Genomic DNA, 23,550 nt, shown 5'->3' with positions numbered 1-23,550 from the left:
CTCGACCCCTGCGTGGCGCCATGTCGAGGCGATGCGACAATCGGCGGATGGACCCGGTGACCCCCGAAGGCGAAGACGGCGCGCTACGCGCCCACGTTGACCGCTTACTGGCGCGCCTGCAGCCCGGCCTGGCCGAGCGCGGCGGCGAGCCGCTGCGGCGGGTCGTGTCCGCGAGCGACTTCGCCGCCGAGGTCTTCGCGCGCCAGCCGCAGGCGCTGGAAGCGCTGCTGGATGATCCGTCCGCGCCCATCGCGCCGCCGCGGCTTGATCCCGAAGCGCCCGACGCATGGCCGGGCCAGCTGCGCGCTTACCGCCGCGCAGCCTCCGCGCGCCTGGTCTGGCGAGACCTGAACGGGCTGGATGAAGTGGCCGACACCCTGGCCGGGAGCACCCGCCTGGCCGAGACCTGCCTGCAGCTCGGGCTGGCCGCGCTGGAAGCCGGGCTTGTCGCGCGCCACGGCGTGGTCCGCGATGGCGGCGGCGCGCCGGTGGGGCTGGTGGTGTTCGCGCTGGGCAAGCTCGGCGGCGGCGAACTGAACTTCAGCTCCGATGTCGATCTTGTCTATGCCTATCCCGAAGCCGGCGAAAGCGACGGCCCGCGCCCGCTCGCCGCAGACGACTACTTCGCCCGCCTGGGCCGCGCGCTGGCGAAACTGCTCGACGAACAGACCGCCGACGGCTTCTGCCACCGCGTCGACCTGCGGCTGCGTCCCTTCGGCAACGCCGGCCGGGTGGCGCTGAGCTTCGCGGCGATGGAGCAGTACTTCCAGCGCGAGGGCCGCGACTGGGAGCGCTACGCCTGGCAGAAGGCGCGCCCGGTGGCCGGCGATATCGACGCCGGGGAGCGCTTCCTGGTGGCGCTGCGCCCCTTCGTCTATCGCCGCTACCTGGACTACGGTGCCCTGTCCGGGCTGCGCGAGATGAAGGCCGCGATCTCGGCCGAGGTCGCGCGCAAGGACCTGGCCGACGACATCAAGCGCGGGCCCGGCGGCATCCGCGAGATCGAGTTCCTGGTGCAGGCGCTGCAGCTGATCCGCGGCGGCCGCGAGGCGGCGCTGCGCGGCCGCAGCCTGCTGCCCATGCTCGACGCACTGCGTGCAGCGCGCCAGATCGAGCCGGAGGCGGCGGGCGATCTTGCCGAGGCCTATCTGTTCCTGCGCCGGGTCGAGAACCGGCTGCAGATGCTGCGCGATGCCCAGACCCACGTGCTGCCGACCGATCCGCTCGACCGCCTGCGCATCGCCCGCGGCCTGGGCCATGCCGACTGGGAGGCGCTGCTGGCCGCGCTGGAGCCGCGACGCGAACGCGTGGCCGCCGAGTTCGGCGCCCTGCTCGCGCATCGCGACGAATCGCGCGCGGCCGTCAGCGGCGACCTGGCCGGCTACTGGCGCGCGCTGCCCGACGGCGGCGACGCCGGCGTGCTGGCCGCGGCCGGCTTCGGCGACCAGGGCGAGGTCGACGCCGCGCTGCGCGATTTCGTGCGCTCGCCCAGCGTGCGCGACCTGTCCGACGCCGCGCGCGCGCGCCTGGACCGGGTGATGCCGGTGATGCTGCAGGCCAGCGCGCCGGCCGACCGCCCGCTGCAGGCCATGCGCCGGCTGCTGGCCCTGCTGCACAACATCCTGCGTCGCGCCAGCTACCTCGCCCTGCTCGACGAACAGCCCGCGGCGCTGGCGCGGCTGATCGACCTGGTGACCCGCAGCGCCTTCCTCGCCGAACGCGTCGCCGCCCACCCGCTGCTGCTCGACGAACTGCTGGACGCGCGCGTGGACGGGCCGATGCCCGGACGCGGGCAGATCGATGTCGCCTGCGCGGCCGCGCTGCAGCGCGACGACATCGAGGGCGCGCTGTTCACGCTCAACGAAACCCGCCAGGCGCTGAGCTTCCGCATCGCGCTGGCCACGCTGGACGGACGCATGGCGGCTGTCGACAGCGCACACCAGCTGGCGCTCCTGGCCGATGGCGTGCTTGCCACCGTGGTCGCGCTCGCGGAGCGCGAGATGCGCGCCGCGCACGGCGTCGTGGTCGATGCGCCCTTCGCCGCCATCGGCTACGGCAGCCTGGGCGGGGCGGAACTCGGCGTCGGTTCCGACCTCGACCTGGTGTTCCTGTACGACGCGCCCGCCGATGCCCTGTCCGATGGCCCGCGTCCGCTGGAGGCGCAGCGCTGGTTCGCGCGCTTCGCGCAGAAGATCGTGCTGCTGCTGGGCACCAATACCGGCGCAGGACGCCTGTATGAAGTCGACGTGCGCCTGCGCCCGGACGGCGGCAGCGGCCTGCTGGTGTCAACGCTGGCGGCCTATGGCGACTACCAGCGCGAGCGCGCCTGGACCTGGGAACACCAGGCGCTGGTGCGCGCGCGCTGTGCAACCGGCGACGCAGGCCTGTGCGCGGCGTTCGAGCGCGTGCGTGCCGCCGCCCTGGCGCGGCCGCGCGACTGGCCGGCGCTGGCCGCCGACGTGGCCGGCATGCGTGCGCGCATGCGCGCCGAGCTCGACCGGGGCGGCGGCGGCCTGTTCGACCTCAAGCAGGGCGAGGGCGGCCTGGTGGACCTGGAGTTCCTGCTGCAGGCGCTGGTGCTCGGGTACGCGGCGGAGCATCCGGGCCTGCTGGAGCCGCGCTCCACGCGCGCGCTGGTCGCCGCCTGCCGAGACGCCGGCCTGCTCGACGCGGCTGCTGCCGAAGCGCTGACCGCCGCGCATGCCGAACTGGTGGCGCAGGGCCTGGCCCAGACCCTCGATCGCCGCGCACGCATCGTTCCGCGCAGCGAAGCCCTCGACACCGCCCGCAACGCCATCACCGGCGCACTGCGCGCAGCCGGCCTGCACCCGCCCCCCTGACACAGGGCGATATTGCGCCCGCGCTCAGCCGGACTTCGCGCCCGCGTCGATGTCGATGTCGATGCCGGCCAGCCGCTGCAGGGCTTCGGCGTACTTCGCCCGCGTGCGCTCGATCACGCCGGCCGGCAGGCTCGGCCCGGGTGCGGTCTTGTCCCAGTCCAGCGTCTCCAGGTAGTCACGCACGAACTGCTTGTCGTAGCTGGGCGGGCTGGTCCCGGCTTCGTAGGCATCGGCCGGCCAGTAGCGCGATGAGTCGGGCGTGAGCATTTCGTCCATCACGTACAGGCGGCCATCGGCATCGGTGCCGAACTCGAACTTGGTGTCGGCCAGGATGATGCCGCGCCCGGCCGCGTACTCGGCGGCGAAGGCGTAGAGGCGCAGGGTCGCGTCGCGCACCTGCTCGGCCAGCTCGGCGCCGATCTTGCGCACCATGGCGTCGAAGTCGATGTTCTCGTCGTGGTCGCCGGCGGCGGCCTTGGTCGAAGGCGTGAAGATCGGCTGGGGCAGCTTTTCCGCCTGGCGCAGGCCGTCGGGCAGGGCGATTCCGCTCACGCGCCCGGTGCGCTGGTAGTCCTTCCAGCCGCTGCCGATGAGATATCCGCGGGCGATGGCCTCCACCGGGACCGGCTTCAGGCGGCGGGTGACTACCGAGCGCAGGCGATAGGTCTCGGCGTCCACGCCTTCGGGCAGCACGGTGGCCACGTCGACGCCGGTGAGGTGGTTGCGCACCAGGTGCTCGGTCAGCTCGAACCAGAAGTTCGACACCTGGGTGAGCATCTCGCCCTTGCCGGGGATGGGGTCTGGCAGGACCACGTCGAAGGCGCTGAGGCGGTCGGTGGCGACCATCAGCAGCAGCGGTCCGAACGCCTCCGGCCCGGAGCCGGGAGGCAGCGCGTACACGTCGCGGACCTTGCCGCGGTGGAGCAGTTCGAACCCGGGCAGGCGGGCTTCGAGCAGGGTCGTGGCCATGGGTCGTATCGCAGCCGTCGGGCGAGCATTGTAGCGATGCGCGGTGTTTGCGCGACCCGTGACGCTAGAATCAGCCGCATGAAGCGATGGTATGGAAAACTCCTCGGGTTCGTCGCCGGTTGGCTGCTGATGCGGCACCCGGCCGGCGGCCTCATCGGCCTGCTGATCGGGCACGCATTCGACAGCGACTGGTTCCGGCGCCCGGGCCACGATGCCTGGAGCGTCCTCGGCCTGGGTCCGGAGGCCAGCGAGGCCGAGGTCGACCTCGCCTATCGCCGGCTGATGGCCCAGTACCATCCCGACCGCATGGCCGGCGCCGCGCCCGAGCTGCTTGAACAGGCGCAGCGCCGCGCGGCCGAGATCAACCAGGCCTACGACCGGATCCGGACCAGGCGCCGCAGCGGCCGGTAGAATCGGCGGTCCAGGTGCGTCCATGCGCGCCCCGGCGCGAACCCGCGGAGCGGGCGCCGCCGAGGTTGGCGTGGCCACCGGCTGCCCACCTGTCCGCCTGCGAGCCCGCCATGCTGCCGACCGTCATCGCCCCGTCCATCCTGTCCGCCGACTTCGCGCGCCTGGGGGAGGAAGTCGACAAGGTCCTCGCCGCCGGCGCCGACTGGGTGCACTTCGACGTGATGGACAACCATTACGTGCCCAACCTGACCATCGGCCCGCTGGTGTGCAGCGCACTGCGCAAGCACGGCGTCACCGCGCCGATCGACGTCCACCTGATGGTGTCGCCGGTGGACCGCATCGTCGGCGACTTTGCCGAGGCGGGCGCGACGCTGATCAGCTTCCATCCCGAAGCGAGCGGCCACGTGCACCGCACCATCCAGTTGATCCGCGCCGCCGGCTGCAGGCCGGGCCTGGTGCTGAACCCGGCGACGCCGGTCGACGTGCTGGACTACGTGCTCGACGAGCTGGACCTGGTGCTGCTGATGTCGGTGAACCCCGGTTTCGGCGGCCAGGCCTTCATCCCTTCGGCGCTCGACAAGCTGCGCAAGGTGCGCGAGCGCATCGACGCCAGCGGGCGCGAGGTGCGGCTGGAAATCGACGGCGGGGTGAAGCCCGACAACATCGGCGCGATCGCGGCCGCGGGTGCCGATACCTTCGTGGCCGGGTCGGCGATCTTCGGCAAGCCGGACTACGCCGACGTGGTCTCGCGGATGCGCCGCGAGGTCGCGCAGGCCTGCGGCACCGCCGCCCCGTGAGCGCCGGTCCGGACTGCGACCGCCGCGTCCGGCTGCAGGCATGAACGCGCCGCGCTGGCTGCTGGTCATCAACGGCAAGTCCGCAGGCGACGATGCGCTGCGCGAGGCCGTGGACGCGATCCGCAAGCGCGGCGTGCACATCGACGTGCGCGTGACCTGGGAGCCCGGGGACGGCGCGCGTTGCGTCGACGCCGCGCTTGCGGATGGCGTTGACGCCATCGTTGCCGCCGGCGGCGATGGCACGCTGAGCGAGGTCGCGACCGCGCTGGCCGGACGTGACGCGGGGGCCGGTGCGCTGCCCGCGCTGGGGCTGGTGCCCATGGGCACGGCCAACGATTTCGCCTCGGCCGCGGGTCTCCCCGACGCGCCGCTGGCCGCGCTCGAGCTGCTGCTGGCGGAACCCGCGCGCGACATCGACCTGCTGCGGCTGGAGGTCGAGGGCGAGGTGCACTGGGCGGCCAACCTCGCCAGCGCCGGCTTCGGCACCCAGGTCACGCTCGATACCGACGAGGGCTTGAAGAAGCTGCTCGGTGGCCTGGCCTACCTGGTGACGGGGCTGGCGCGCCTCGGGCGGATCGACCCGATCGCCGCGCGCCTGCGCGGACCCGGCTTCGCGTGGGACGGCGGATTCATCGCCCTGGGCATCGGCAACGGCCGCCAGGCCGGAGGTGGCCAGGCGCTGTGTCCCGATGCCCTGATCGACGACGGGCTGCTCGACGTCACCATCGTCCCCGACCTCGAGGGCGAGGTCGCGGCCACGCTGGGCACGGTGCTGGCGGAGGGTCGTGGCGCCGCGCTCGAACGGGTGGCCGTGCGCGCGCGCCTGCCGTGGCTGGAGATCCAGGCCGCGCAGCCGATGACGGTCAACCTTGACGGCGAGCCGGTGGAAGGCCGTCGCTTCCGCGTCGAAGCCGTCGCCCGCCGGCTGCGCATGCACCTGCCGCCCGACTGCGCGCTGCTCGCTCCGGGCGACGCCGACCCATCCGCCACGGGGCCACGATGATTCCCGCCCAGTTCCATCTGCATGCCGCCGCCGGCCACACCCGCATCCCGGTGGTGCGCGAAGTGCTGTCCGACCTCGACACGCCGCTGTCGGTCTACCTGAAGCTGGCCGACGGCCCGCACAGCTGCCTGTTCGAATCGGTCGAGGGCGGCGAGCGCTTCGGTCGCTACTCGATCATCGGCCTGCCGGCCTCGCGGGTGCACGAGTTCCGGGGGCATCGCTACGCGCTGCGCGAGCACGGCGAAATCGTGGACGAGCGCGAAGTTGCCGATCCCTTCGCCGAGGTCGAGCGCCTGCGCGCCGAACACTCGGTGCCGGAGGTCGACGGCCTCCCCGGCTTCAGCGGCGGGCTCGTGGGCTGGTTCGGCTTCGAGACCATCGGCTATATCGAACCGCGCCTGGCCGCGGACGTGGGGCTGCGCGACGACCTCGGCACGCCCGACATCCTGCTGATGCAGTGCGACGAACTGGCCGTGTTCGACAACCTCAAGGGGCGGCTGTACCTGGTGGTGCACGCCGACCCGCGCGAGGCGCAGGCGCTGGCGCGCGCGCAGCGCCGGCTGGATGCGCTGGTGCACCGCCTGCGCCAGGCCGGCACCGGCTATCCGGAGACCCTGCATCCGGCGGCGCTTGGCGAGGCCGATTTCGTGTCCGGCTTCACCCGCGAGGGCTTCATCGACGCGGTGGCGAAGGTCAAGGAGTACATCGCCGGCGGCGACGTGTTCCAGGTGGTGCTGTCGCAGCGTCTGTCGGTGCCGTTTCAGGCGCGGCCGGTCGATGTCTACCGTGCGCTGCGGGCGCTCAATCCGTCGCCGTACATGTACTTCCTCGACGTCGGCGGCACCCAGGTCGTGGGCAGCTCGCCGGAGATCCTGGTGCGCATGCAGGGCGGCGAAATCACGGTGCGCCCGATCGCCGGCACGCGCCCGCGCGGCGCCTCGCAGGCCGAGGACATGGCCCTGGAAGCCGAGCTGCTGGCCGACCCCAAGGAGCGCGCCGAGCACCTGATGCTGATCGACCTCGGGCGCAACGATGTCGGCCACGTCTCGCGGCCGGGCACGGTGGAGGTCGGCGAGCATTTCGTGGTCGAACGCTACAGCCACGTCATGCACATCGTCAGCGAGGTCACCGGCAAGGTGCGCGAAGGCCTGTCCTACGCCGACGTGCTGCGCGCGACGTTTCCCGCTGGCACCGTCAGCGGCGCGCCGAAGATCCGAGCGCTGGAGATCATCCGCGAGCTGGAGCCGATCAAGCGCAACGTCTACGCCGGCAGCATCGGCTACATCGCCTGGAACGGCGACGCCGACATGGCGATCGCGATCCGCACCGCGGTGATCCAGGACGGCCGGCTGCACGTGCAGGCCGGCGCCGGCATCGTGTACGACTCGGATCCGGTCAAGGAGTGGGAGGAAACGATGAACAAGGGGCGCGCGCTGTTCAGGGCGGTGGCGCAGGCGGCGAAGGGGCTCTGAAGCCTGGCCTCGGCGCCGGGTGATTGCCCGGTTGTCCGCGTGCTGCCCGAAGCGTCGTACATCCGGACACCTCAGTGAAGACGGTGCCGGACCATGAAGATCAACGCTCCATTCCTTGCTTTTTTTCCGCTGATGCTGGCGTTCACAGGCGATGTCGAGGCCGGCCAGGACATCCAGAACGCGACGGGCATCTGCCAGGCGGCCCTGCCGGTATTCGACGGCCAGATCCGCAAGCGCCCCCTGGCGATCGGCAATGAAGGCGAAGCGTCGGCCTTTGTTTCATGCTCTCTGCGCAGCGAGTACCTGGGCGGGGGCCTGGGCGACTCGATCGGACTCCAAGTCCTGGTCACCAACCAGGCGGCGGGGACGAGCACCATCAACTGCACGATGGTCGCTGGTTGGGAATTCGGTGACACTCCTCCGCTGTACGTCTCCATGTCGGCGGTGGTGGCGCCGGGCAGGTCATCCAATATGTACTTCTATTCAACCGAAGGCTTCCAGAACCCTCTCAACCTGAGCTGCATGCTGCCTCCCGGCACGAGGATCGCCTCGATATTGCGGTCCTGGTTCGACAGCCCGGAACCCTGACAGGGAAAGCATTGCCGCCCGCAGGTCGGCTACGAGGCGCCGCGTCGCGCCAGTCGCGCGAATCCGTGCCACAGCAGCCACATGGCGCCGGCCAGGTAGGGGATGCAGCTCGGCACCCACATCAGCACGCCGGCCAGCTGCTGGTCGGCCATGACGTCGAGGCCGAGCTGCGGTGCGCGCTCGGCATAGACCGGGTACAGCGGCCGCGTTGCAAAGGTCAGCAGCGCGCCCAGGAAGCCCATCTGCATCATCACCGCGACCATCGCCACCACGCCGGCGCCGGCGCCGACGTGCGGGTCGCGGATACGACGCCACATCGCCGCCCACAGCCAGAGACCCGAGGCGAGGAAGCTTCCGTGCATCGCCCAGTGCACCGGGTCGCTGGCCAGCGCCAGGGTGGTCGCGACCGGCAGGTGCCAGGCCAGGAGCACCGCGCCGTGCACGACCGAAGCCATGGTGAGCGCGGCAGTGGCGCGCGAGGTCGCGGCACCAAGCGCGCGGTGAAGCCTTCCCGCGACGCGTGCGGGCAGGGCATGCGCGGCGACGGCCAGGGGCTGTCCCGCGAGCAGCAGCGGCGGCACGAAGGCGATCAGCAGCATGTGCTGGGCGATGTGCGCGGCCAACGACCACTCGCCGTAGGCATCGAGCGGCCAGGTGGTGGAGAGCAGCAGCACCATGACGCCGAGCGTGGCGATGGCCACACCGCGCGTTCCCACCCCTTTGCCGACGCCGGCGCGCACCCACAGCCGGCGCAGGCCGGCGGCATACAGCACGATCCATGCGGCCAGTGGCAGCAGCAGCCAGGGCGTTGGCGTCCACGCGGTGGCCAGCGTGGGCGGATGCGCGTGCCCGGCATGGGCGGACACGGCTCCCCACGGCAGCGCCAGCACGGCGGCCAGCAGCAGGACGGCGGGCGCCGGCATGCCTGCGCGCCACGACCGCGTAGCGCGCGATGGCGTTCGGGCACGTGGCCTCCGCGCCCACCACGGCCGCTTCGCGCCGTCGGGTGCACACTGGCGTGAACCTGTCGGGGGCGCACCGTGTATTTCTGGCTGAAGATCCTGCATGTGTCGGCGATGGTCCTCTGGTTCGCGGGCCTGTTCTTCCTGCCGCGATTGTTCGTGGCGCGCCGCCGCGGCCAGCGCGATGGCGCCGCGGCCTACTTCAACGTGGCCGCCAATACGGTGTTCTTCCGCCTGGCCACGCCGGCGGCCCTGGTCGCCGTGCTCTCGGGCATGGTGCTGATCGCCTTCGGCCCGAGCGGCGCGTGGCTGGTGATGAAGCTGGTGTTGGTGACCGGCGCGGTGCTGCTGCACCTGTACATGGGAATGGTGCTGTACGAACTCGGACAGGGGCGCGAGCGCCACGGCGTCGGTTTCTACCGCGTCCTCGGCTGGGCGCCGCTGGTGATCGTGCTCGCGGTCGCCGCGCTCACCGGCGCCAAGCCTGCAACGGTCGGCGATCTGCCGCCGCCGCCGGGGGCCACGGCGCGTTCCTGATTCGCCGAACGGGCATGCCGTCCGCGCGGTATCAGGCTTCCGGGGGGGCATCCGGTCCACGGTCTTCGCCGCCCTCGTGTCCGGCCACGCCGATGCCGTGGTGGAAACTCAGCCCGCCGCCCAGCCAGCCGGCAACGCCCACCAGCACCAGCATCACCGAAGACAGCAGCAGGCCCCAGGGCCAGACCGCCGCCACCGGGTCGGGCCAGCGCAGCCAGGTGTTGGCCGCCGCGACCGCAAGCAGGGTCACCGCCGAGATCGCATGGCTCCAGGCCGAGACGTGCCGGCGCACCACGCGGATCAGCAGCAGGTCGACCGTGCCGACGGCGCCGGCCACCAGGCCCATCAGCAGCCCCGCGACATTGAGCACGCCGGCCATCTGCGCCCAGAACGGCAGTCCACTCCACAGGTACAGCAGGTCCAGCGGCGCCACCACCGACAGGAACGCGATCGGGAACACCACGAGCATGGGATGCACCGGGTGCTTGCGGATCGCCACCCGGCTTTCGACGGTGCGGGTGAGCTGCGGTGGCGTTGGTTGTTTCAGCGAGCGGCGCATGTCAGGCGCACCCGGGCAGCAGCAGGACGGGGATGGTGGTGAAGCACACCGCGACGGTCGCCATCGCCGAGAGCGCGCCGGTGGTCGCGGCCGCGAAGCGGCGTCGTGCCGCCTGCGCCGGAGCGTCGCTGCCGGGCCGCGCGTCGCGCCAGGCGCGCAAGGCGCGCAGGCCCAGCCAGGCAAGGGCGGCGAGGGCGACCACCGTCAGGCCGGACAGCCACCACGCCAGTGCCTCTGCACCGGCGAAGCGGATGCGGTCCAGGCCTTCGGCACAGGCCACGCCCTGCAGCGAGTAGACGGCGACGAAATGCAGTGCCCAGACCACCATGGGGGCGGCGATGCCGGTGAGCCGGTATGGGGACAGCGGACCGGTCATGCCAGCCTCGGGAACAGGTGCAGGACGGCCCAAGCCAGCAGCCCCTGCGCCACGGTGTAGCGCCACAGCGCGGCGGTGACGCGCGATTCCAGCGGGCGGTCCGGAGTGACCAGTCCGCGTTGCAGGCGCGCGGCCACGAAGACCGCGAACAGGGCGGCGATCACCACGTGCACGGCATGGAAGCCGGCCAGGGTCCAGGCCACGGAGGCATAGGCGTGCACCTGCGGTCGGCCCGAAGGCAGCAGTGCCCAGCCGTGCGTGATCACGAAGACCATGCCGAAGGCGGCCGCGGCCAGCCAGCAGAGCGCGGCAACACGCCGGTCGTCGCGCCGCAATGCGCGGACGGCGAATCGCGTCGCCGCCGCGCAGGCCAGGAGCAGCCCGAGCGCGACCACCGCCAAGCCCATCGAGGACACGCCCAGGCCAGCAGGCGGCCAGGCTTCAGTGCCCAGCCACAGATAGAAATAGCTGAAGACAAGCGAAGCGAAGAGGGAGCCGTCGACCAGCAGCGAGATCACCAGCGCCCACCAGCCAGGCGCGTTGCGCGCGGCGTACTGGCTGGGGAGCGTCATGCCGGCTCCGGCCTCGAGCATCGCGGGTGCTCCGGGATGGCCCGTGGTCCACGCCCAGCGCCAGAGCAGCGCCAGCAGCGGAGCCACCGTCGCCAGCGCGAACCAGTAGGCCTTGGCGATGAAGCAGGCCAGCACTACCGCGAGCGCGATCGCCGCCAGCAGCGGCAGCCAGGTCGGACCAGAGATGCGGATCACCTGCTCCGGCTTTGCGTCGAGCAGGCCGGTGCCGAGCACTTCGCGATGCCCGTGGCTGGCATCGCCGAGCAGCCCGTCTGGACGTGCGCTGGTCTCGGCGAGCAACGGATCGGCCCACAGCGGATCGCGGCCCTGCACCTGGGGGACGGAGGCGAAGTTGAAGTTCGGGACCGGCGCCTGCATCGCCCACTCCAGCGTTCCGGCGCGCCAGGGGTTGCGACGGCAGCGGGGGCCGTGGCGGAAGCTGAGCGCGACGTCCAGCAGCACCGCCACCATGCCGATCGCGAGCACGAAGCCCGCCGCCGTCGACACCAGGTTGAGCCAATGGAAACCGAGTTCGGGCAGATAGGTGTAAGCGCGCCGCGGCATGCCCAGCAGGCCGGTGAGATACATCGGCAGGAAGGTCAGGTTGAAGCCGATGAACACCAGCCAGAACGCGGTGCGGCTGAGGCTCTCGGACGGCTCGCGCCCGCTGGCCAGCGGCAGCCAGTAGTACAGGCCCGCGAACAGCGGGAACATCAGCCCGCCGATCAAGACGTGGTGCAGGTGCGCGACGATGAAATGGCTGTCGTGCGCCTGCCAGTCGAAGGGCACCATCGCCACCATCACGCCGGTGAGCCCGCCGGGCACGAAGACGAAGAAGAAGCCGAACAGGTAGAGGGTCGGCACGCGCAGCCAGGGGCGGCCGGCCCAGAGCGTCGCGATCCAGGCGAAGACCTGGATGCCCATCGGGATCGCCACCGCCATGCTGGCCGCGCTGAAGAAAGCCAGCGCCAGCAGCGGGATGCCGACGGTGAACATGTGGTGCACCCACAGCCCGAAGCTGAGGAAGCCGGTCGCCACCAGCGCAAGCACGACCCAGGTGTAGCCCACCATCGGCCGCCGCGCGAAGGTCGACACCACCATCGACACCACGCCCGCCGCCGGCAGGAAGATGATGTAGACCTCGGGGTGGCCGAACAGCCAGAACAGGTGCTGCCAGAGCAGCGGGTCGCCGCCGCGCGCGACATCGAAGAACACGAAGTCGAAGGCGCGCTGCACCTCCAGCAGGATGCTTGCGAGGATCAGCGGCGGGAAGCCGAACACGATCATGAAGGACGTGACCAGCATCGCCCATGCGAACAGCGGGATGCGCCGCAGGTCCATGCCCGGGGCGCGGCTGATCAGGATGGCGACGATCATCTCCACCGCCGCCGCCACCGCAGCGATCTCGGAGAAGGTCACGCCGATCAGCCAGAAGTCGGCATTGAGTCCCGGCGACCAGGTCGAGTCGGTGAGCGGCACGTACATGAACCAGCCTGAATCCGGCACCGCGTCGAACAGGAAGCTCGAGTACAGGAACAGGCCGCCGAACAGATAGCACCAGTAGCCGAACGCCGACATGCGCGGGAAGGGCAGGTCGCGCGCGCCGATCATCTTCGGCACCAGGTACAGCGCGAAGCCTTCCATCACCGGCACCGCGAACAGGAACATCATGGTGGTGCCGTGCATGGTCACGAACTCGGCATAGCGCTGCGGGTCCAGCACCTCGTTGCCGAACCAGGCCAGCTGCAGCCGGATGAACATCGACAGCAGGCCGCCGATGAGGAAGAACGCCAGGCCCGTGACGATGAAGCGCAGGCCGATGGTGGAGTGGTTGACCGCGGTCAGGCGGCCGCGCCACCCGGGTGGCGAGCTCCACACGGCGTGCAGCGCGCGCAGGCGCGCGTCCATGTCGCCCGGCGCAGCGGCCCTGGTCGCGGTGCTCAAGGCGCGCTCCCGTCGCCCGCCCGCTCGGCCAGCCACGCGGCGTGCGCCGCGTCGCCATGCACCAGGACGTCGAAGGCCATGACCGCGTGCCCGGTGCCGCAGTATTCGGCGCACTGGCCGCGGACCGGCCCGCCGCGGTCGGCGCGCAGGCGCAGCAGGTTCACGCGCCCGGGGATGGCGTCGACCTTGCCACCCAGGCGCGGGATCCAAAATGAATGGATGACGTCCTTGCTGGTGATGTGGAACTCGACCATGCGTCCGCGCGGCAGCGACAGCGTGTCAAGCGACTCGGCCACCACCCGGCCGTTGTCGTCCAGGTAGCGGAAACGCCAGCGCCAGCGTTCGGCCACCACCTCGATGCGCGCATCGACCTGGTCCGCCGCGCCGGTGATGCGCGCGCTCGAGACCGAACCATATACCAGCAGGCCCGCCAGCAGCACCGGCGGCAGTACCAGGCCGCCGCCGACGATCAGGCGCTCGGGGCGGGGCAACGCGCGCGTATTGCGGCCGCGGTACAGCGCACGTGTCACCAGCGCCATGACCAGCACCCAGACGGCCAGCGCGCCCCAGAACATCGCCCACCAGATGCCGGCGATGGCGGCCGCGGACGGCCCCGCGGGATCGAGCGCCGACTGCGGGCCGGCGCACGCTGCAAGCAGCAACGCAGCTGGCGCAGCCGCGCCGCGAACGGGCGGGAGGCGTGCCTTGGTCGCGACGATGTCAGTCCCCTCCTGTGGCTGGCCGGACCGCCTGGCGGGAGCAGGTGGGTGCGGTCGGGACAGGCTAGCCATGCGCGCGCCGCGTGCGTGTGAATGCGCGCGCGCCGTCGGCTTTGGGCGAGAATAAGCGGCTTGGGAGGCCCCGGTCGCCACCCGGCGGAGCCACGCAGCCATGCTGCTGATGATCGACAACTACGACAGCTTCACCTTCAACCTCGTGCAGTACCTGCAGGTGCTGGGCGCCGAGGTGGAGGTGATGCGCAACGACGCGCTCAGCGTGGACGCGATCGCGCGGCGCGCGCCGAGCCATATCGTGATCTCTCCCGGCCCGTGCACGCCCAACGAGGCCGGCGTGTCGCTGGAGCTCATCGGGCGCCTGGGCGCAACCACGCCGATCCTCGGCGTCTGCCTCGGCCACCAGGCCATCGGCCAGGCCTACGGCGGCCGCGTGGTGCGCGCCGGCCGGATCATGCACGGCAAGACCTCGGCCATCCACCACGCCGGCAGCGGCGTGTTCGCCGGACTGCCGGACGCCTACGAGGCCACGCGCTACCATTCGCTGGTGGTGGAGCAGGCAAGCCTGCCGGACTGCCTTGAAGTCACGGCCTGGACCAGGAACGCCGACGGCAGCCGCGAGGAGATCATGGGCCTGCGCCACCGCGAGCACCCGGTCCAGGGCGTGCAGTTCCACCCGGAGTCGATCCTCAGCCAGCACGGCTTTGCGCTGCTGAAGAATTTCCTCGACGCCTGAGGCCACCGCCGGTCCCCGTGCCGCGCTCCCGGCATCCCCCCATCGCTGACAGAAGCCAGTTCCCGACCATGCCCATCACCCCCCAGGAAGCCCTGCAGCGCACCATCGAACACCGCGAGATCTTCGAGGACGAGATGTTCGACCTCATGCGCCAGATGATGCGCGGCGACGTGTCTCCGCTGATGAGCGCGGCGATCATCATCGGGCTGCGGGTGAAAAAGGAGACGGTGGGCGAGATCACCGGCGCGGCGCGCGCGATGCGCGAGCTTGCGCGCAAGGTGGACGTCGCGGACCGCACGCATCTGGTCGACATCGTCGGCACCGGTGGCGACGGCGCCAACACCTTCAATATCTCCACGGCCTCGAGCTTCGTGATCGCGGCCGCCGGCGGGCGCGTGGCCAAGCACGGCGGGCGCAGCGTGTCGTCGACCTCGGGCAGCGCGGACGCCTACGAAGCCCTTGGCGCGACGATCGAGCTGCCGCCCGACGCCGTGGCGGACTCCATCGCGCGCACCGGCATCGGCTTCATGTACGCGCCGGCCTACCACCCGGCGATGAAGGTCGTGGCGCCCGTGCGTCGCGAGATGGGCGTGCGCACGCTGTTCAACATCCTCGGGCCGCTGACCAATCCGGCCGATGCGCCGGCGATCCTGATGGGCGTGTTCCACGCCGACCTGGTCGGCATCCAGGTGCGCGTGCTGCAGGAGCTGGGCGCCGAGCGCGCGCTGGTGGTCTGGGGCCGCGACGGCATGGACGAGATTTCGCTTGGCGCCGGGACGCTGGTTGGCGAGCTGCGCGACGGCAAGGTGCGCGAGTACGAGATCCATCCGGAAGACTTCGGCATCCCGATGGCGGCCAGCCGCAACCTGAAGGTCGATGGCGCGGAGGAGTCGAAGGCCATGGTGCTGGAGGCGATCAGCGACGCCGACGGCCTGCCGGGGCGGATCGTGTCGCTCAACGCCGGCGCGGCGCTGTACGTCGCGGGCGTGGCCGATTCGATCGCCGGCGGCGTCGAGCTGGCGCACGCGACCATCGCGTCGGGTGCGGCGAAGGCGAAGCTTGATGAATTCGTCGCCGCCACCCGCGCGCTGGGCAACGGCGCGATCGCGACCACTCCCACAGGCGCTTGCGCGGCGCCTGCGGGCTCTACGGTGGGAGCGGCTACAGCCGCGATCGATGCCCGCGGTCCGGCTGAAGGGAGCCAGGCATGAGCACGGTGCGGGCGCCGGACGTGCTCGCGCGCATCCTTGCGCGCAAGCTTGAAGAGGTCGCCGAGCGCAAGCTGTACGTGTCGCGTGCCGAAATCTTCATGCGTCTGGCCGACGCGCCGCCGGTGCGCGGCTTCGCGGCCGCGCTTGAAGCGAAGATCGCCGCCGGGCACGCCGCGGTGATCGCCGAGGTCAAGAAGGCCAGCCCGTCGAAGGGCGTGATCCGCGAGGACTTCGATCCCGCGGCGATCGCGCGCAGCTACGAGGCCGCCGGCGCAGCCTGCCTCTCGGTGCTCACCGACGTCGACTTCTTCCAGGGCGCCGACGACTACCTGCGGCAGGCGCGCGAGGCGTGCGCGCTGCCGGTGCTGCGCAAGGACTTCATCGTCGACGGCTACCAGGTCGACGAGGCCCGAGTGCTTGGCGCCGACTGCGTGCTGCTGATCCTCGCGGGCCTGGACGATGCGCGCCTGAACGATTTGTGCGTACAGGCGCTGGAGCTGGGCATGGACGTGCTGGCCGAGGTGCACGACGCCATCGAGTTCGAGCGCGCGCTGCGCCTGCCGATGGTCGATGGCCGCGCGCCGCTGCTGGGTGTCAACAACCGCGACCTGCGCAGCTTCGAAGTCTCGCTGGACACGACGCTGGCGCTGAAGGCGCAGGCGCCGCCGGGCCGCCGCCTGGTAACCGAGAGCGGCGTCATGACCGCCGACGACGTCGCGCTGCTGCGCGGCGCCGGCATCGATGCCTTCCTGGTGGGCGAGGCCTTCATGCGCGCCCCGGATCCCGGCGCTGCGCTGCGCGGGATGTTCGGCACGTGAGCGGCGATCCGATCGCGGCCATGGCCGCTCCCACGAAGGCAGGTCGCGATGGCCCTGTGGGAGCCGCTACAGCGGCGAATCCCGGCGAAGCGCGCCGCTACCGGACGCCGCGCGACGACGCCCCGCTGGTGGTCTTCGACTTCGACCACACCCTGTACGACGGCGACTCCGGCAGCCACCTGTTTGCCTGGCTGATCAAGCGGACCTGGTGGCGCCGGCTGCTGGCGCTGCTGCTGGCGCCCGTGTTCGGCCCGATGGTCGCATTCCTGCCGACGCGACGCATGGGCATCTCCGGCTTTGTCTGGGCCGGCACCGTTGGCTTCAGCCGCGTGCGTGAACTCGATGCGCTGATCGATGCCTACGTCGCCAGGCACGCCGAGGACATCCGCGGCCGCCTGCTGCCGGTGGCGCTCGAGGTGTTCCACGCCCACCGGATACGGGGCGATCGCGTGGTGGTGGCGACCGGCGCGCCGCCGGAGCTGGCACGCGCGATCCTGTCCTTCGTCGCCCACGAGGACGTGCCGGTGGTCGGCACCCTGGCCGGCCCGCGCTTCGGCGCCGTTGTCGCCGCGCGGCACTGCCACAACGAAGAAAAAATGCGGATGCTGCGCGAGCTGGGCTGGAGCGACATCGACGCCGCCTATTCCGACTCCTGGGCCGACCTGCCGCTGCTGCTTGGCGCGCGCCGGCCGGTGGTGGTGAATCCCAAGCAGGGCTCGATCGAACGCTTCCGCCGCGCACTGCCGCCGGGCACACCGGTCCTCAACTGGGGCTGCCCCGGCCGCGGCGGCGAGCCGGTCACCGCCGGCGTCGGCGTCAACGGAACGCTGCCGGCCGACCGCGTTTGAAGCCAGGCTGGCGATTGGCGGGGGCTTCAGCCCGCCAGTGCCAGCCAGATCTGGACGCCCGAGATCGCCAGCACCAGGCCGCCCACCGCGAACAACACCAGTCGCTCGCGCACGTGGCGCACCAGCAGCGCCGCCAGCGGTGCCGCGATCACGCCCCCCACCAGCAGGCCCAGGATCACCTGCCAGTGCTCCAGTCCGATCGAGAGCAGGAACGTGATCGAGATCGCCAGCGTGACCACGAACTCGGCCGCGCTGACCGTGCCAATGCTCGTCCTCGCCTCGCCGCCCCGGGCGAGCAGGGTGGACGTGGCCATCGGCCCCCACCCGCCGCCGCCGATGGCGTCGAGCAGTCCTGAGACGAAGCCGAGCACGCCCACGCGCTTCACCTCGCCCCGCGGCAGCCGGCGCCCGGCCGCGCGCAGCAGGATCAGCAGCGCAAGCACGAACAGGTAGCCGTGGATCCATGGCCTGATCGCCTCGCCGTCGATGCGGCTGAGCAGGCTGGCGCCGATGACGCCGCCGACCACGCCGGGCGCGGCCAGCCGCAGCATCAGCCTGCGGTCGACGTTGCCGAGGATGCCGTGGGCGGCACCCGAAACGCCGGTAGTGAACACCTCTGCCGTGTGTACGCTCGCGCTCACCGCCGCCGGCGGCATGCCCATGGCCCGCAGGATCGAGGACGACACCAGGCCGTAGGCCATGCCCAGCGCGCCGTCGACGAGCTGCGCGCACAGGCCGATCGCCACGAACAGGAGGAAAGGGCTCTCCAGCAGGTCCATGTGGGGTGTCCAGGCGCAGCGGGCGCCGACGGGAGGCGCGCAGGTTAGCCAGCCGGGCGTGACGGCGCCTTGTCGTGGATCAGGGTCGGGCCGGGGGCCTGGATCAGGCGTCGCCCAGGCGTTTGATGAAGCGCAGGGTGCCGTCGCCGAAGCCGCAGGCCCTGTAGAAGGCGTGGGCGTCGGTGCGCTGCGAGCCGCTGGCCAGTTCGACCCGCGCCGCGCCGGCGGCCCGCGCGCGGCGCTCGGCTTCGCGCAGCAGCTGGCGGCCGAGCCCGCGGCCCTGGGCAGCGGGCGAGACCACCAGCGCGGTGATCCGGCACGTGGTGGTGTCCAGCGGCAGGTAGTACATGAAGTCCAGCGCGATCAGCCCGGTGACCATGCCGCCGCAGCGCGCCACCACCAGGGCCTGGCGGTCGTCGCCGCTGATCACGGCGATCCGGCGGGCGGCATCCGCGGTGTCGCAGGGATAGCCGAGTTCGCAGAGCAGGACGGCGACATCGTCGGCGTCGATCGACGAAGCGCAGCGCAGGTCGGCGTCCGGAAGCACCCCGCGGGGTTCGAACGCGACCATCCGGCTCAGCGGGTGCCGAACAGCACGATGGTCTTGCCGCGTGCGTGCAGCTTGCCGTCGATCTGCAGCTTCTTGAGCACGCGTCCGGCCATCTCGCGCGAGCAGCCGACCAGGCGCGCCAGCTCCTGGCGCGAGACCCGGAGCTGGGTGCCGTCGGGGTGGCTCATGGCCTCCGGCTCCCGGGTCAGGTCGTGCAGGGTGCGGGTGATGCGGTCGGTGACGTCGAGGAAGGCCAGGCGACCGGCCTTGCGGCTGGTGTCGAGCAGGCGCCGCGAGAGCTGGGCTCCGATCGAGTACATGATCTGCGTGGCGTCGCCTGACAGCGAGCCGTCGAACAGCTGGTACAGACGCTCGTAGCTGATCTCGGCCAGCTCGGTCTGCACCCGCGTGCGCAGGATCACCTCGCGGACGTCGGATTCGATGAACAGTCCCATCTCGCCCACGAATTCGCCGGGGCCGAAGTAGCCCAGGATCAGTTCGCGGCCGTCGTCCTCCTCGGTGATGATGCTGACCGAGCCGCTGACCACGTAATACATGGTCCCGGCCTGGTCGCCCGGGCGGAAGACCTCGGTGCGGGGCGGATAGCGGCGACGATGGCAGTGCGCCAGGAAGCGCTCGATCGTCGCCGGTGAGGGCATGAGTGGATGCAGGGGTCGTTTTACGATGCTGATTATGGCCACAGGGCTGATAGTCATGAAGAAGTTAAACGGGGGATGAAGCAAGAGTAGGCCGTCAGCCCCCATCCGGCAAACCGTTGGTACCCCTGGGAGCGCCTCGCGCCGCTGCCCGGTCGCAGCCGCGGCCCCTTTGCCGCATACTCGCGGACTTTCCGCCCGAACCGGGGTCCGCACGACGTGGTCAAACCGCTGCCTCGCTTGAAACTGCAGGGATTCAACAACCTCACCAAGGCCCTGAGCTTCAACATCTACGACGTGTGCTACGCCGTCTCCAAGGACGAGCGCCAGCGCTACATCGAATACATCGACGAGGAATACAACGCCGACCGGCTGACGCAGATCCTGACGGACGTCGCCGAGATCATCGGTGCCAACATCCTCAATATCGCGCGCCAGGACTACGACCCGCAGGGCGCCTCGGTGACGATCCTGATCTCGGAAGAGCCGGTGATCGACAAGGCCGACGCCAAGGGCGTGATCTCCGACGCGGTGGTCGCGCACCTGGACAAGAGCCACATCACCGTCCACACCTATCCGGAAACGCACCCGCAGGCGGGCATCGCGACCTTCCGCGCCGATATCGACGTCGCCACCTGCGGCGTGATCTCGCCGCTGAAGGCGCTGAACTACCTGATCGAAAGCTTCGAGTCGGACATCGTGATCGCCGACTACCGGGTGCGCGGTTTCACCCGCGACATCAAGGGCAAGAAGCATTTCATCGACCACAAGATCAATTCGATCCAGGACTTCCTGGCCAAGAACATCAAGGCCCGCTACGAGATGTTCGACGTCAACGTCTACCAGGAAAACATCTTCCACACCAAGATGCACCTGAAGGACTTCGACCTCGACCAGTACCTGTTCGAGGAGAAGGCGCGCAACCTGTCGTTCAAGGAGCGGATGAAGATCGAGATGCTGCTCAAGCGCGAGATCGAAGAGCTGTTCCACGGGCGCAACCTGGTGGTGTGAACCTTGCTGGCATCGGGCGCCGCCGGTTACGCGGCGTTCGACACGGCGCTGGCAGGATGCAGCGACGATCCATCAGTGCGGGACGACCCGCACGCGGGGCCTGGCGCCCGCGCACGAAGACCGACGGCGGTCCGGAGCGAAGGCTCCGGGCCGTTTTTCATTGCATCCACCGAGGAAACGCCCCATGGCATGGATCTACCTGCTGCTCGCCGGCCTGTTCGAGATCGGCTTCGCGATCGGACTCAAGTACACCGACGGGTTCACGCGCCTGTGGCCCAGCGTGTGGACGGTCGTGACCGCGGCGATCAGCCTGTGGCTGCTGACCCAGGCGCTGAAGGTGATCCCGGTGGGCACCGCGTATGCGACCTGGACCGGGATCGGCGCGGTGGGCGTCGCGACCATCGGCATCCTGGCGCTGGGCGAGAGCGCTTCGCCGGCGCGGCTGGCGTGCATCGGGTTGATCGTCGCCGGCGTGATCGGCCTGAAGCTGGTTTCAGCCTAGAGGCGGTAGGCGACGGTCTTCATGAGCTTCGATGCCGCCGCCATCAGCGTCGGGATGGGCTGCGGCAGGATGCGCGCGCCGGCGGCCTCGGCGTTGTCGGCGTGGCGGGCCTCGTCGGCCTTCATGGTCTCGAGGATGGCGCGGCTTCGCAGGTCGGCATCGGGCAGCGTCTGCAGGTGTTCTTCCAGGTGGGCTTCGACCTGGCGTTCGGTCTCGACCACGAAGCCGAGGTTCCAGCCATCGCCGCGCAGGCCGGCCAGCAGGCCGATGGCGTAGCTGCCGGCATACCAGAGCGGGTTGAAGAGGCTGGGCCGGCTGTCGAGCTCGCGCAGGCGGTCGTCGCACCAGGCCAGGTGGTCGGTCTCTTCCTGGGCCGCCTCCAGCAGGTGCGCCCGGGTGGCCGGGTCGCGCGCCACGGTGGCCTGGCCGATGTACAGCGCCTGCGCACAGACCTCGCCGACGTGGTTGATGCGCATGAGCCCGGCGGCGTGGCGGCGTTCGGCGGCATCCAGCTCGACCTCGGGCTCGGTGGCGCCCGGGTTCGGGCGTTCGGCGCGTGGCCGCCCGGCCACGGTTTCCAGGGCGTTCTGGGCATCCGCCAGCAGGCGGTCGATAGGGGAGAGGGTGCGGGTGGTCATGTCCTCATTGTGCGCCGGCGCCGGCAAGTTGCGGTACCCGGCGCGGCCCGGTACAATTCCGCCTCTTGCGTTCCCTGAACGTGAAAACGCGAGGCGAAGTTCCGCAGGGCGATGGCCCGCGCAACCAGCCCGACCAGTCACCCCTGAGAGTTCCCGATGAAAACCTTTACCGCCAAGAACGAGACCGTCCAGCGCGACTGGTACGTGGTCGACGCCGCCGGCAAGACCCTCGGTCGCCTGAGCACCGAGATCGCGCGTCGCCTCCGCGGCAAGCACAAGCCCGTCTACACCCCTCACGTCGATACCGGCGATTACATCGTCGTGATCAACGCCGAGAAGATCCACGTCACCGGCAACAAGCTCGCCGACAAGATGTACTACCGCTTCACCGGGTACATCGGCAACCTGAAGTCCGAGACCCTGGGGCAGGCGCTTGAGCGCCACCCGGAGCGCGTCATCGAGCACTCGGTCAAGGGCATGCTCCCGAAGAACACCCTGGGCCGCGCGATGTATCGCAAGCTCAAGGTCTACAAGGGTTCCGAGCACCCGCACGCCGCCCAGCAGCCGCAAGTCCTGGATATCTAAGTCATGGCAATCACCCAGAATTACGGCACCGGCCGTCGCAAATCCTCCACCGCCCGCGTGTTCCTGCGCCGCGGTACCGGCACCATCACCGTCAACGCGCGTCCGCTCGACGAGTTCTTCGGCCGCGAGACCGCGCGGATGATCGTGCGCCAGCCGCTCGAGCTCACGAAGAACACCGAGAGCTTCGACATCTTCGTGACGACCCACGGCGGCGGCACCACCGGCCAGGCCGGCGCCATCCGCCTGGGCATCGCCCGCGCGCTGGTGGAGTACGACGAGACCCTGAAGAGCGAGCTGCGCAAGGCCGGCTTCATGACCCGTGACGCCCGCGAGGTCGAGCGCAAGAAGGTCGGTCTGCACAAGGCGCGCCGCGCCACGCAGTTCTCGAAGCGCTGATTGCTGCATTCAGGATCGCTTCGCGCGATCCTGCGTTACAATTTCCGCATAGCCCCGTCGCCAAGCGGTAAGGCACCTGACTCTGACTCAGGCATTCGGAGGTTCGAATCCTTCCGGGGCTGCCACATCGCCAGAATGCTGAAGCCCGCCTTGCGCGGGCTTCGTGCTTTCCGGGCCCGGCGCTGACGGTGGCGCCGGACCGGTCGTCCGCGAACCGTCGAGGGCATCGCCATGGCCGTCATCTTCCCACCGCCCTATACGCCCCGGGGTCGTGAACTGCAGGCCCTGCGCGACGAGGGGTATGCCGTGCTGTCGCCGGCCGCGGTGGCGGCGGTCACCGGGCTGTCCGCGGAGGCAATCGCCGGCCTGGGCCTTGGTTGGGACGCGCTCCCCGCTGACGACTACCTGCGCGACGGCGGCCGCTATCGCCGCCGCAGGCATTCGTGCTTCGTGGTCGATGGCGGCCAGGCGCGCCAGGCTCCGCACCGTGCGCACTGGCAGTCGGTGGACTACAACGCACTGCACGGGGGCATGGAGCGCATGTACCGGCCGCTGTCGCCGGAGCTTGCGTCGCAGCCGGCGTGGCTGCGGCTGCTGGGCGCGCTGGGCGTGCTGTGCAGCGGAGTGCGCGACGCCGGCCCCTGGCACGTCGAAGCCCATCAATTCCGCATCGACACCAGTGACGGCATCGGTCGGCCGACGCCGGAAGGCGCGCACCGCGACGGCGTCGACTTCGTCGCCGTGTTCATGGTCGGCCGAGAGGGCATCAAGGGCGGCGAGACCCGCGTCTTCGACGCGGCAGGGCCGGACGGCCACCGCTTCACCCTCGAAGCACCCTGGTCGCTGCTGCTGATGGACGACACCCGCGTCATCCACGAATCCACGCCCATCCAGCCGCTGTCCACCGACGGCCACGGGCATCGCGACACCCTGGTCCTGACCTATCGGGCCGGGGCGTTCCAGGGGGAGGACTAGAGAAAGGCGTGATCCACGGTGAAAGAATGCTCTCCCCACACCATCGCCGCAGCCCCGCTACAATCGCGGGATTGCATATTT

Annotated in this window: 25 protein-coding genes, 1 tRNA gene and 1 pseudogene; 17 read left to right on the top strand and 10 right to left on the bottom strand. The window is 70.5% G+C overall.

Going from position 1 to position 23,550, the window contains the following annotated elements:
- The first annotated feature begins 47 nt into the window (after nucleotides 1–47).
- A complete protein-coding gene (gene glnE / locus WCE37_RS11690) occupies nucleotides 48–2,840 on the top strand; it encodes a bifunctional [glutamate--ammonia ligase]-adenylyl-L-tyrosine phosphorylase/[glutamate--ammonia-ligase] adenylyltransferase (RefSeq protein ID WP_343279526.1) in 2,793 nt (930 codons plus the stop codon).
- 24 nt (nucleotides 2,841–2,864) lie between these two features.
- On the opposite strand, the gene WCE37_RS11685 is transcribed toward glnE, so the two are convergent.
- The gene (locus WCE37_RS11685; protein ID WP_343279525.1) at nucleotides 2,865–3,809 is read right to left on the bottom strand and encodes a phosphoribosylaminoimidazolesuccinocarboxamide synthase; all 945 of its coding nucleotides are present in this window, start codon (nucleotides 3,807–3,809) and stop codon (nucleotides 2,865–2,867) included.
- A gap of 78 nt (nucleotides 3,810–3,887) precedes the next feature.
- Between WCE37_RS11685 and WCE37_RS11680 the strand changes: the two genes are divergently transcribed.
- The 5 genes from WCE37_RS11680 to WCE37_RS11660 all read left to right on the top strand — a co-directional run bounded on the left by WCE37_RS11680 (nucleotide 3,888) and on the right by WCE37_RS11660 (nucleotide 8,080).
- Entirely contained in the window at nucleotides 3,888–4,220 is a 333-nt protein-coding gene (locus WCE37_RS11680; protein ID WP_343279524.1) for a DnaJ domain-containing protein, read from the top strand.
- A gap of 110 nt (nucleotides 4,221–4,330) precedes the next feature.
- Nucleotides 4,331–5,017, top strand: a complete 687-nt coding sequence (rpe, locus tag WCE37_RS11675) for a ribulose-phosphate 3-epimerase (protein ID WP_343255069.1) — start codon at nucleotides 4,331–4,333, stop codon at nucleotides 5,015–5,017.
- 40 nt (nucleotides 5,018–5,057) lie between these two features.
- Nucleotides 5,058–6,020, top strand: coding sequence for a lipid kinase YegS (yegS, locus tag WCE37_RS11670; protein ID WP_343279523.1), 963 nt, complete (start codon nucleotides 5,058–5,060; stop codon nucleotides 6,018–6,020).
- Nucleotides 6,017–7,492, top strand: a complete 1,476-nt coding sequence (trpE, locus tag WCE37_RS11665) for an anthranilate synthase component I (protein ID WP_343279522.1) — start codon at nucleotides 6,017–6,019, stop codon at nucleotides 7,490–7,492. Before yegS ends, trpE begins: the two co-directional genes overlap by 4 nt.
- 93 nt (nucleotides 7,493–7,585) lie before the next feature.
- Nucleotides 7,586–8,080 (top strand): hypothetical protein, encoded by a 495-nt coding sequence (locus WCE37_RS11660; RefSeq protein WP_343279521.1) that lies wholly within the window; start codon nucleotides 7,586–7,588, stop codon nucleotides 8,078–8,080.
- Nucleotides 8,081–8,109: 29 nt separating this feature from the next.
- Here WCE37_RS11660 and WCE37_RS11655 read toward each other — a convergent pair whose 3' ends face one another.
- Nucleotides 8,110–9,003 (bottom strand): cytochrome c oxidase assembly protein, encoded by an 894-nt coding sequence (locus WCE37_RS11655; protein ID WP_343279520.1) that lies wholly within the window; start codon nucleotides 9,001–9,003, stop codon nucleotides 8,110–8,112.
- Between the two features lie 117 nt (nucleotides 9,004–9,120).
- Here WCE37_RS11655 and WCE37_RS11650 point away from each other — a divergent pair, with 117 nt between their 5' ends.
- Entirely contained in the window at nucleotides 9,121–9,579 is a 459-nt protein-coding gene (locus WCE37_RS11650; protein WP_343279519.1) for a CopD family protein, read from the top strand.
- Nucleotides 9,580–9,610: 31 nt separating this feature from the next.
- Here WCE37_RS11650 and WCE37_RS11645 read toward each other — a convergent pair whose 3' ends face one another.
- Genes WCE37_RS11645 through coxB form a run of 4 tightly spaced genes read right to left on the bottom strand, consistent with a single transcriptional unit; the run spans nucleotide 9,611 to nucleotide 13,692 of the window.
- Nucleotides 9,611–10,138, bottom strand: a complete 528-nt coding sequence (locus tag WCE37_RS11645; RefSeq protein ID WP_343279518.1) for a DUF2231 domain-containing protein — start codon at nucleotides 10,136–10,138, stop codon at nucleotides 9,611–9,613.
- Nucleotide 10,139: 1 nt separating this feature from the next.
- Nucleotides 10,140–10,514, bottom strand: coding sequence for a hypothetical protein (locus WCE37_RS11640; RefSeq protein ID WP_343279517.1), 375 nt, complete (start codon nucleotides 10,512–10,514; stop codon nucleotides 10,140–10,142).
- Nucleotides 10,511–13,030 (bottom strand): cytochrome c oxidase subunit I, encoded by a 2,520-nt coding sequence (gene ctaD, locus WCE37_RS11635; RefSeq protein ID WP_343279516.1) that lies wholly within the window; start codon nucleotides 13,028–13,030, stop codon nucleotides 10,511–10,513. The genes WCE37_RS11640 and ctaD overlap by 4 nt, the downstream gene beginning before the upstream one ends.
- Nucleotides 13,027–13,692, bottom strand: coding sequence for a cytochrome c oxidase subunit II (coxB, locus tag WCE37_RS11630; protein WP_343279515.1), 666 nt, complete (start codon nucleotides 13,690–13,692; stop codon nucleotides 13,027–13,029). Before coxB ends, ctaD begins: the two co-directional genes overlap by 4 nt.
- A 229-nt stretch (nucleotides 13,693–13,921) precedes the next feature.
- Here coxB and WCE37_RS11625 point away from each other — a divergent pair, with 229 nt between their 5' ends.
- The 4 genes and pseudogenes from WCE37_RS11625 to WCE37_RS11610 all read left to right on the top strand — a co-directional run bounded on the left by WCE37_RS11625 (nucleotide 13,922) and on the right by WCE37_RS11610 (nucleotide 17,377).
- The gene (locus WCE37_RS11625; RefSeq protein ID WP_343279514.1) at nucleotides 13,922–14,500 is read left to right on the top strand and encodes an aminodeoxychorismate/anthranilate synthase component II; all 579 of its coding nucleotides are present in this window, start codon (nucleotides 13,922–13,924) and stop codon (nucleotides 14,498–14,500) included.
- Nucleotides 14,501–14,568: 68 nt separating this feature from the next.
- Nucleotides 14,569–15,591 (top strand): annotated as a pseudogene (gene trpD, locus WCE37_RS11620) (anthranilate phosphoribosyltransferase); the annotation flags it as partial.
- 116 nt (nucleotides 15,592–15,707) lie between these two features.
- A complete protein-coding gene (gene trpC, locus WCE37_RS11615; protein WP_343279513.1) occupies nucleotides 15,708–16,529 on the top strand; it encodes an indole-3-glycerol phosphate synthase TrpC in 822 nt (273 codons plus the stop codon).
- A 20-nt stretch (nucleotides 16,530–16,549) separates the two neighbouring features.
- Nucleotides 16,550–17,377, top strand: coding sequence for a haloacid dehalogenase-like hydrolase (locus tag WCE37_RS11610; RefSeq protein WP_343279512.1), 828 nt, complete (start codon nucleotides 16,550–16,552; stop codon nucleotides 17,375–17,377).
- 26 nt (nucleotides 17,378–17,403) lie between these two features.
- On the opposite strand, the gene WCE37_RS11605 is transcribed toward WCE37_RS11610, so the two are convergent.
- From WCE37_RS11605 to crp, 3 genes are all read right to left on the bottom strand, one after another.
- Nucleotides 17,404–18,156, bottom strand: coding sequence for a sulfite exporter TauE/SafE family protein (locus tag WCE37_RS11605; RefSeq protein ID WP_343279511.1), 753 nt, complete (start codon nucleotides 18,154–18,156; stop codon nucleotides 17,404–17,406).
- Nucleotides 18,157–18,259: 103 nt separating this feature from the next.
- Entirely contained in the window at nucleotides 18,260–18,727 is a 468-nt protein-coding gene (locus tag WCE37_RS11600) for a GNAT family N-acetyltransferase (protein WP_343279510.1), read from the bottom strand.
- A gap of 5 nt (nucleotides 18,728–18,732) precedes the next feature.
- Entirely contained in the window at nucleotides 18,733–19,365 is a 633-nt protein-coding gene (gene crp / locus WCE37_RS11595) for a cAMP-activated global transcriptional regulator CRP (protein ID WP_343255054.1), read from the bottom strand.
- A 216-nt stretch (nucleotides 19,366–19,581) separates the two neighbouring features.
- Here crp and speD point away from each other — a divergent pair, with 216 nt between their 5' ends.
- Together speD and sugE are read left to right on the top strand one after the other, a co-directional pair.
- The gene (speD, locus tag WCE37_RS11590) at nucleotides 19,582–20,373 is read left to right on the top strand and encodes an adenosylmethionine decarboxylase (RefSeq protein ID WP_343255053.1); all 792 of its coding nucleotides are present in this window, start codon (nucleotides 19,582–19,584) and stop codon (nucleotides 20,371–20,373) included.
- Between the two features lie 184 nt (nucleotides 20,374–20,557).
- On the top strand, nucleotides 20,558–20,875 hold the full coding sequence (gene sugE, locus WCE37_RS11585) for a quaternary ammonium compound efflux SMR transporter SugE (protein ID WP_343255052.1): 318 nt from the start codon (nucleotides 20,558–20,560) through the stop codon (nucleotides 20,873–20,875).
- Here the strand turns inward: sugE and coq7 are convergent.
- The gene (coq7, locus tag WCE37_RS11580; protein ID WP_343279509.1) at nucleotides 20,872–21,513 is read right to left on the bottom strand and encodes a 2-polyprenyl-3-methyl-6-methoxy-1,4-benzoquinone monooxygenase; all 642 of its coding nucleotides are present in this window, start codon (nucleotides 21,511–21,513) and stop codon (nucleotides 20,872–20,874) included. The genes sugE and coq7 overlap by 4 nt on opposite strands.
- A 156-nt stretch (nucleotides 21,514–21,669) precedes the next feature.
- Here coq7 and rplM point away from each other — a divergent pair, with 156 nt between their 5' ends.
- The 4 genes from rplM to WCE37_RS11560 all read left to right on the top strand — a co-directional run bounded on the left by rplM (nucleotide 21,670) and on the right by WCE37_RS11560 (nucleotide 23,469).
- A complete protein-coding gene (gene rplM / locus WCE37_RS11575) occupies nucleotides 21,670–22,098 on the top strand; it encodes a 50S ribosomal protein L13 (RefSeq protein ID WP_343255050.1) in 429 nt (142 codons plus the stop codon).
- Nucleotides 22,099–22,101: 3 nt separating this feature from the next.
- Complete coding sequence (gene rpsI, locus WCE37_RS11570; RefSeq protein WP_343255049.1) at nucleotides 22,102–22,494, top strand: 30S ribosomal protein S9; 393 nt, start codon at nucleotides 22,102–22,104, stop codon at nucleotides 22,492–22,494.
- A 50-nt stretch (nucleotides 22,495–22,544) separates the two neighbouring features.
- A tRNA-Gln gene (locus tag WCE37_RS11565) sits at nucleotides 22,545–22,619 on the top strand.
- Nucleotides 22,620–22,725: 106 nt separating this feature from the next.
- Nucleotides 22,726–23,469 carry a 2OG-Fe dioxygenase family protein gene (locus WCE37_RS11560; protein WP_343279508.1) on the top strand — a complete coding sequence of 248 codons (744 nt, stop codon included), beginning with the start codon at nucleotides 22,726–22,728 and terminating at the stop codon, nucleotides 23,467–23,469.
- The last annotated feature ends 81 nt before the right edge of the window (nucleotides 23,470–23,550 follow it).

The organism is Luteimonas sp. MJ250, assembly GCF_039548455.1.
Classification (GTDB): Bacteria; Pseudomonadota; Gammaproteobacteria; order Xanthomonadales; family Xanthomonadaceae; genus Luteimonas.
This window is presented reverse-complemented; position numbering and strand designations above follow the sequence as displayed.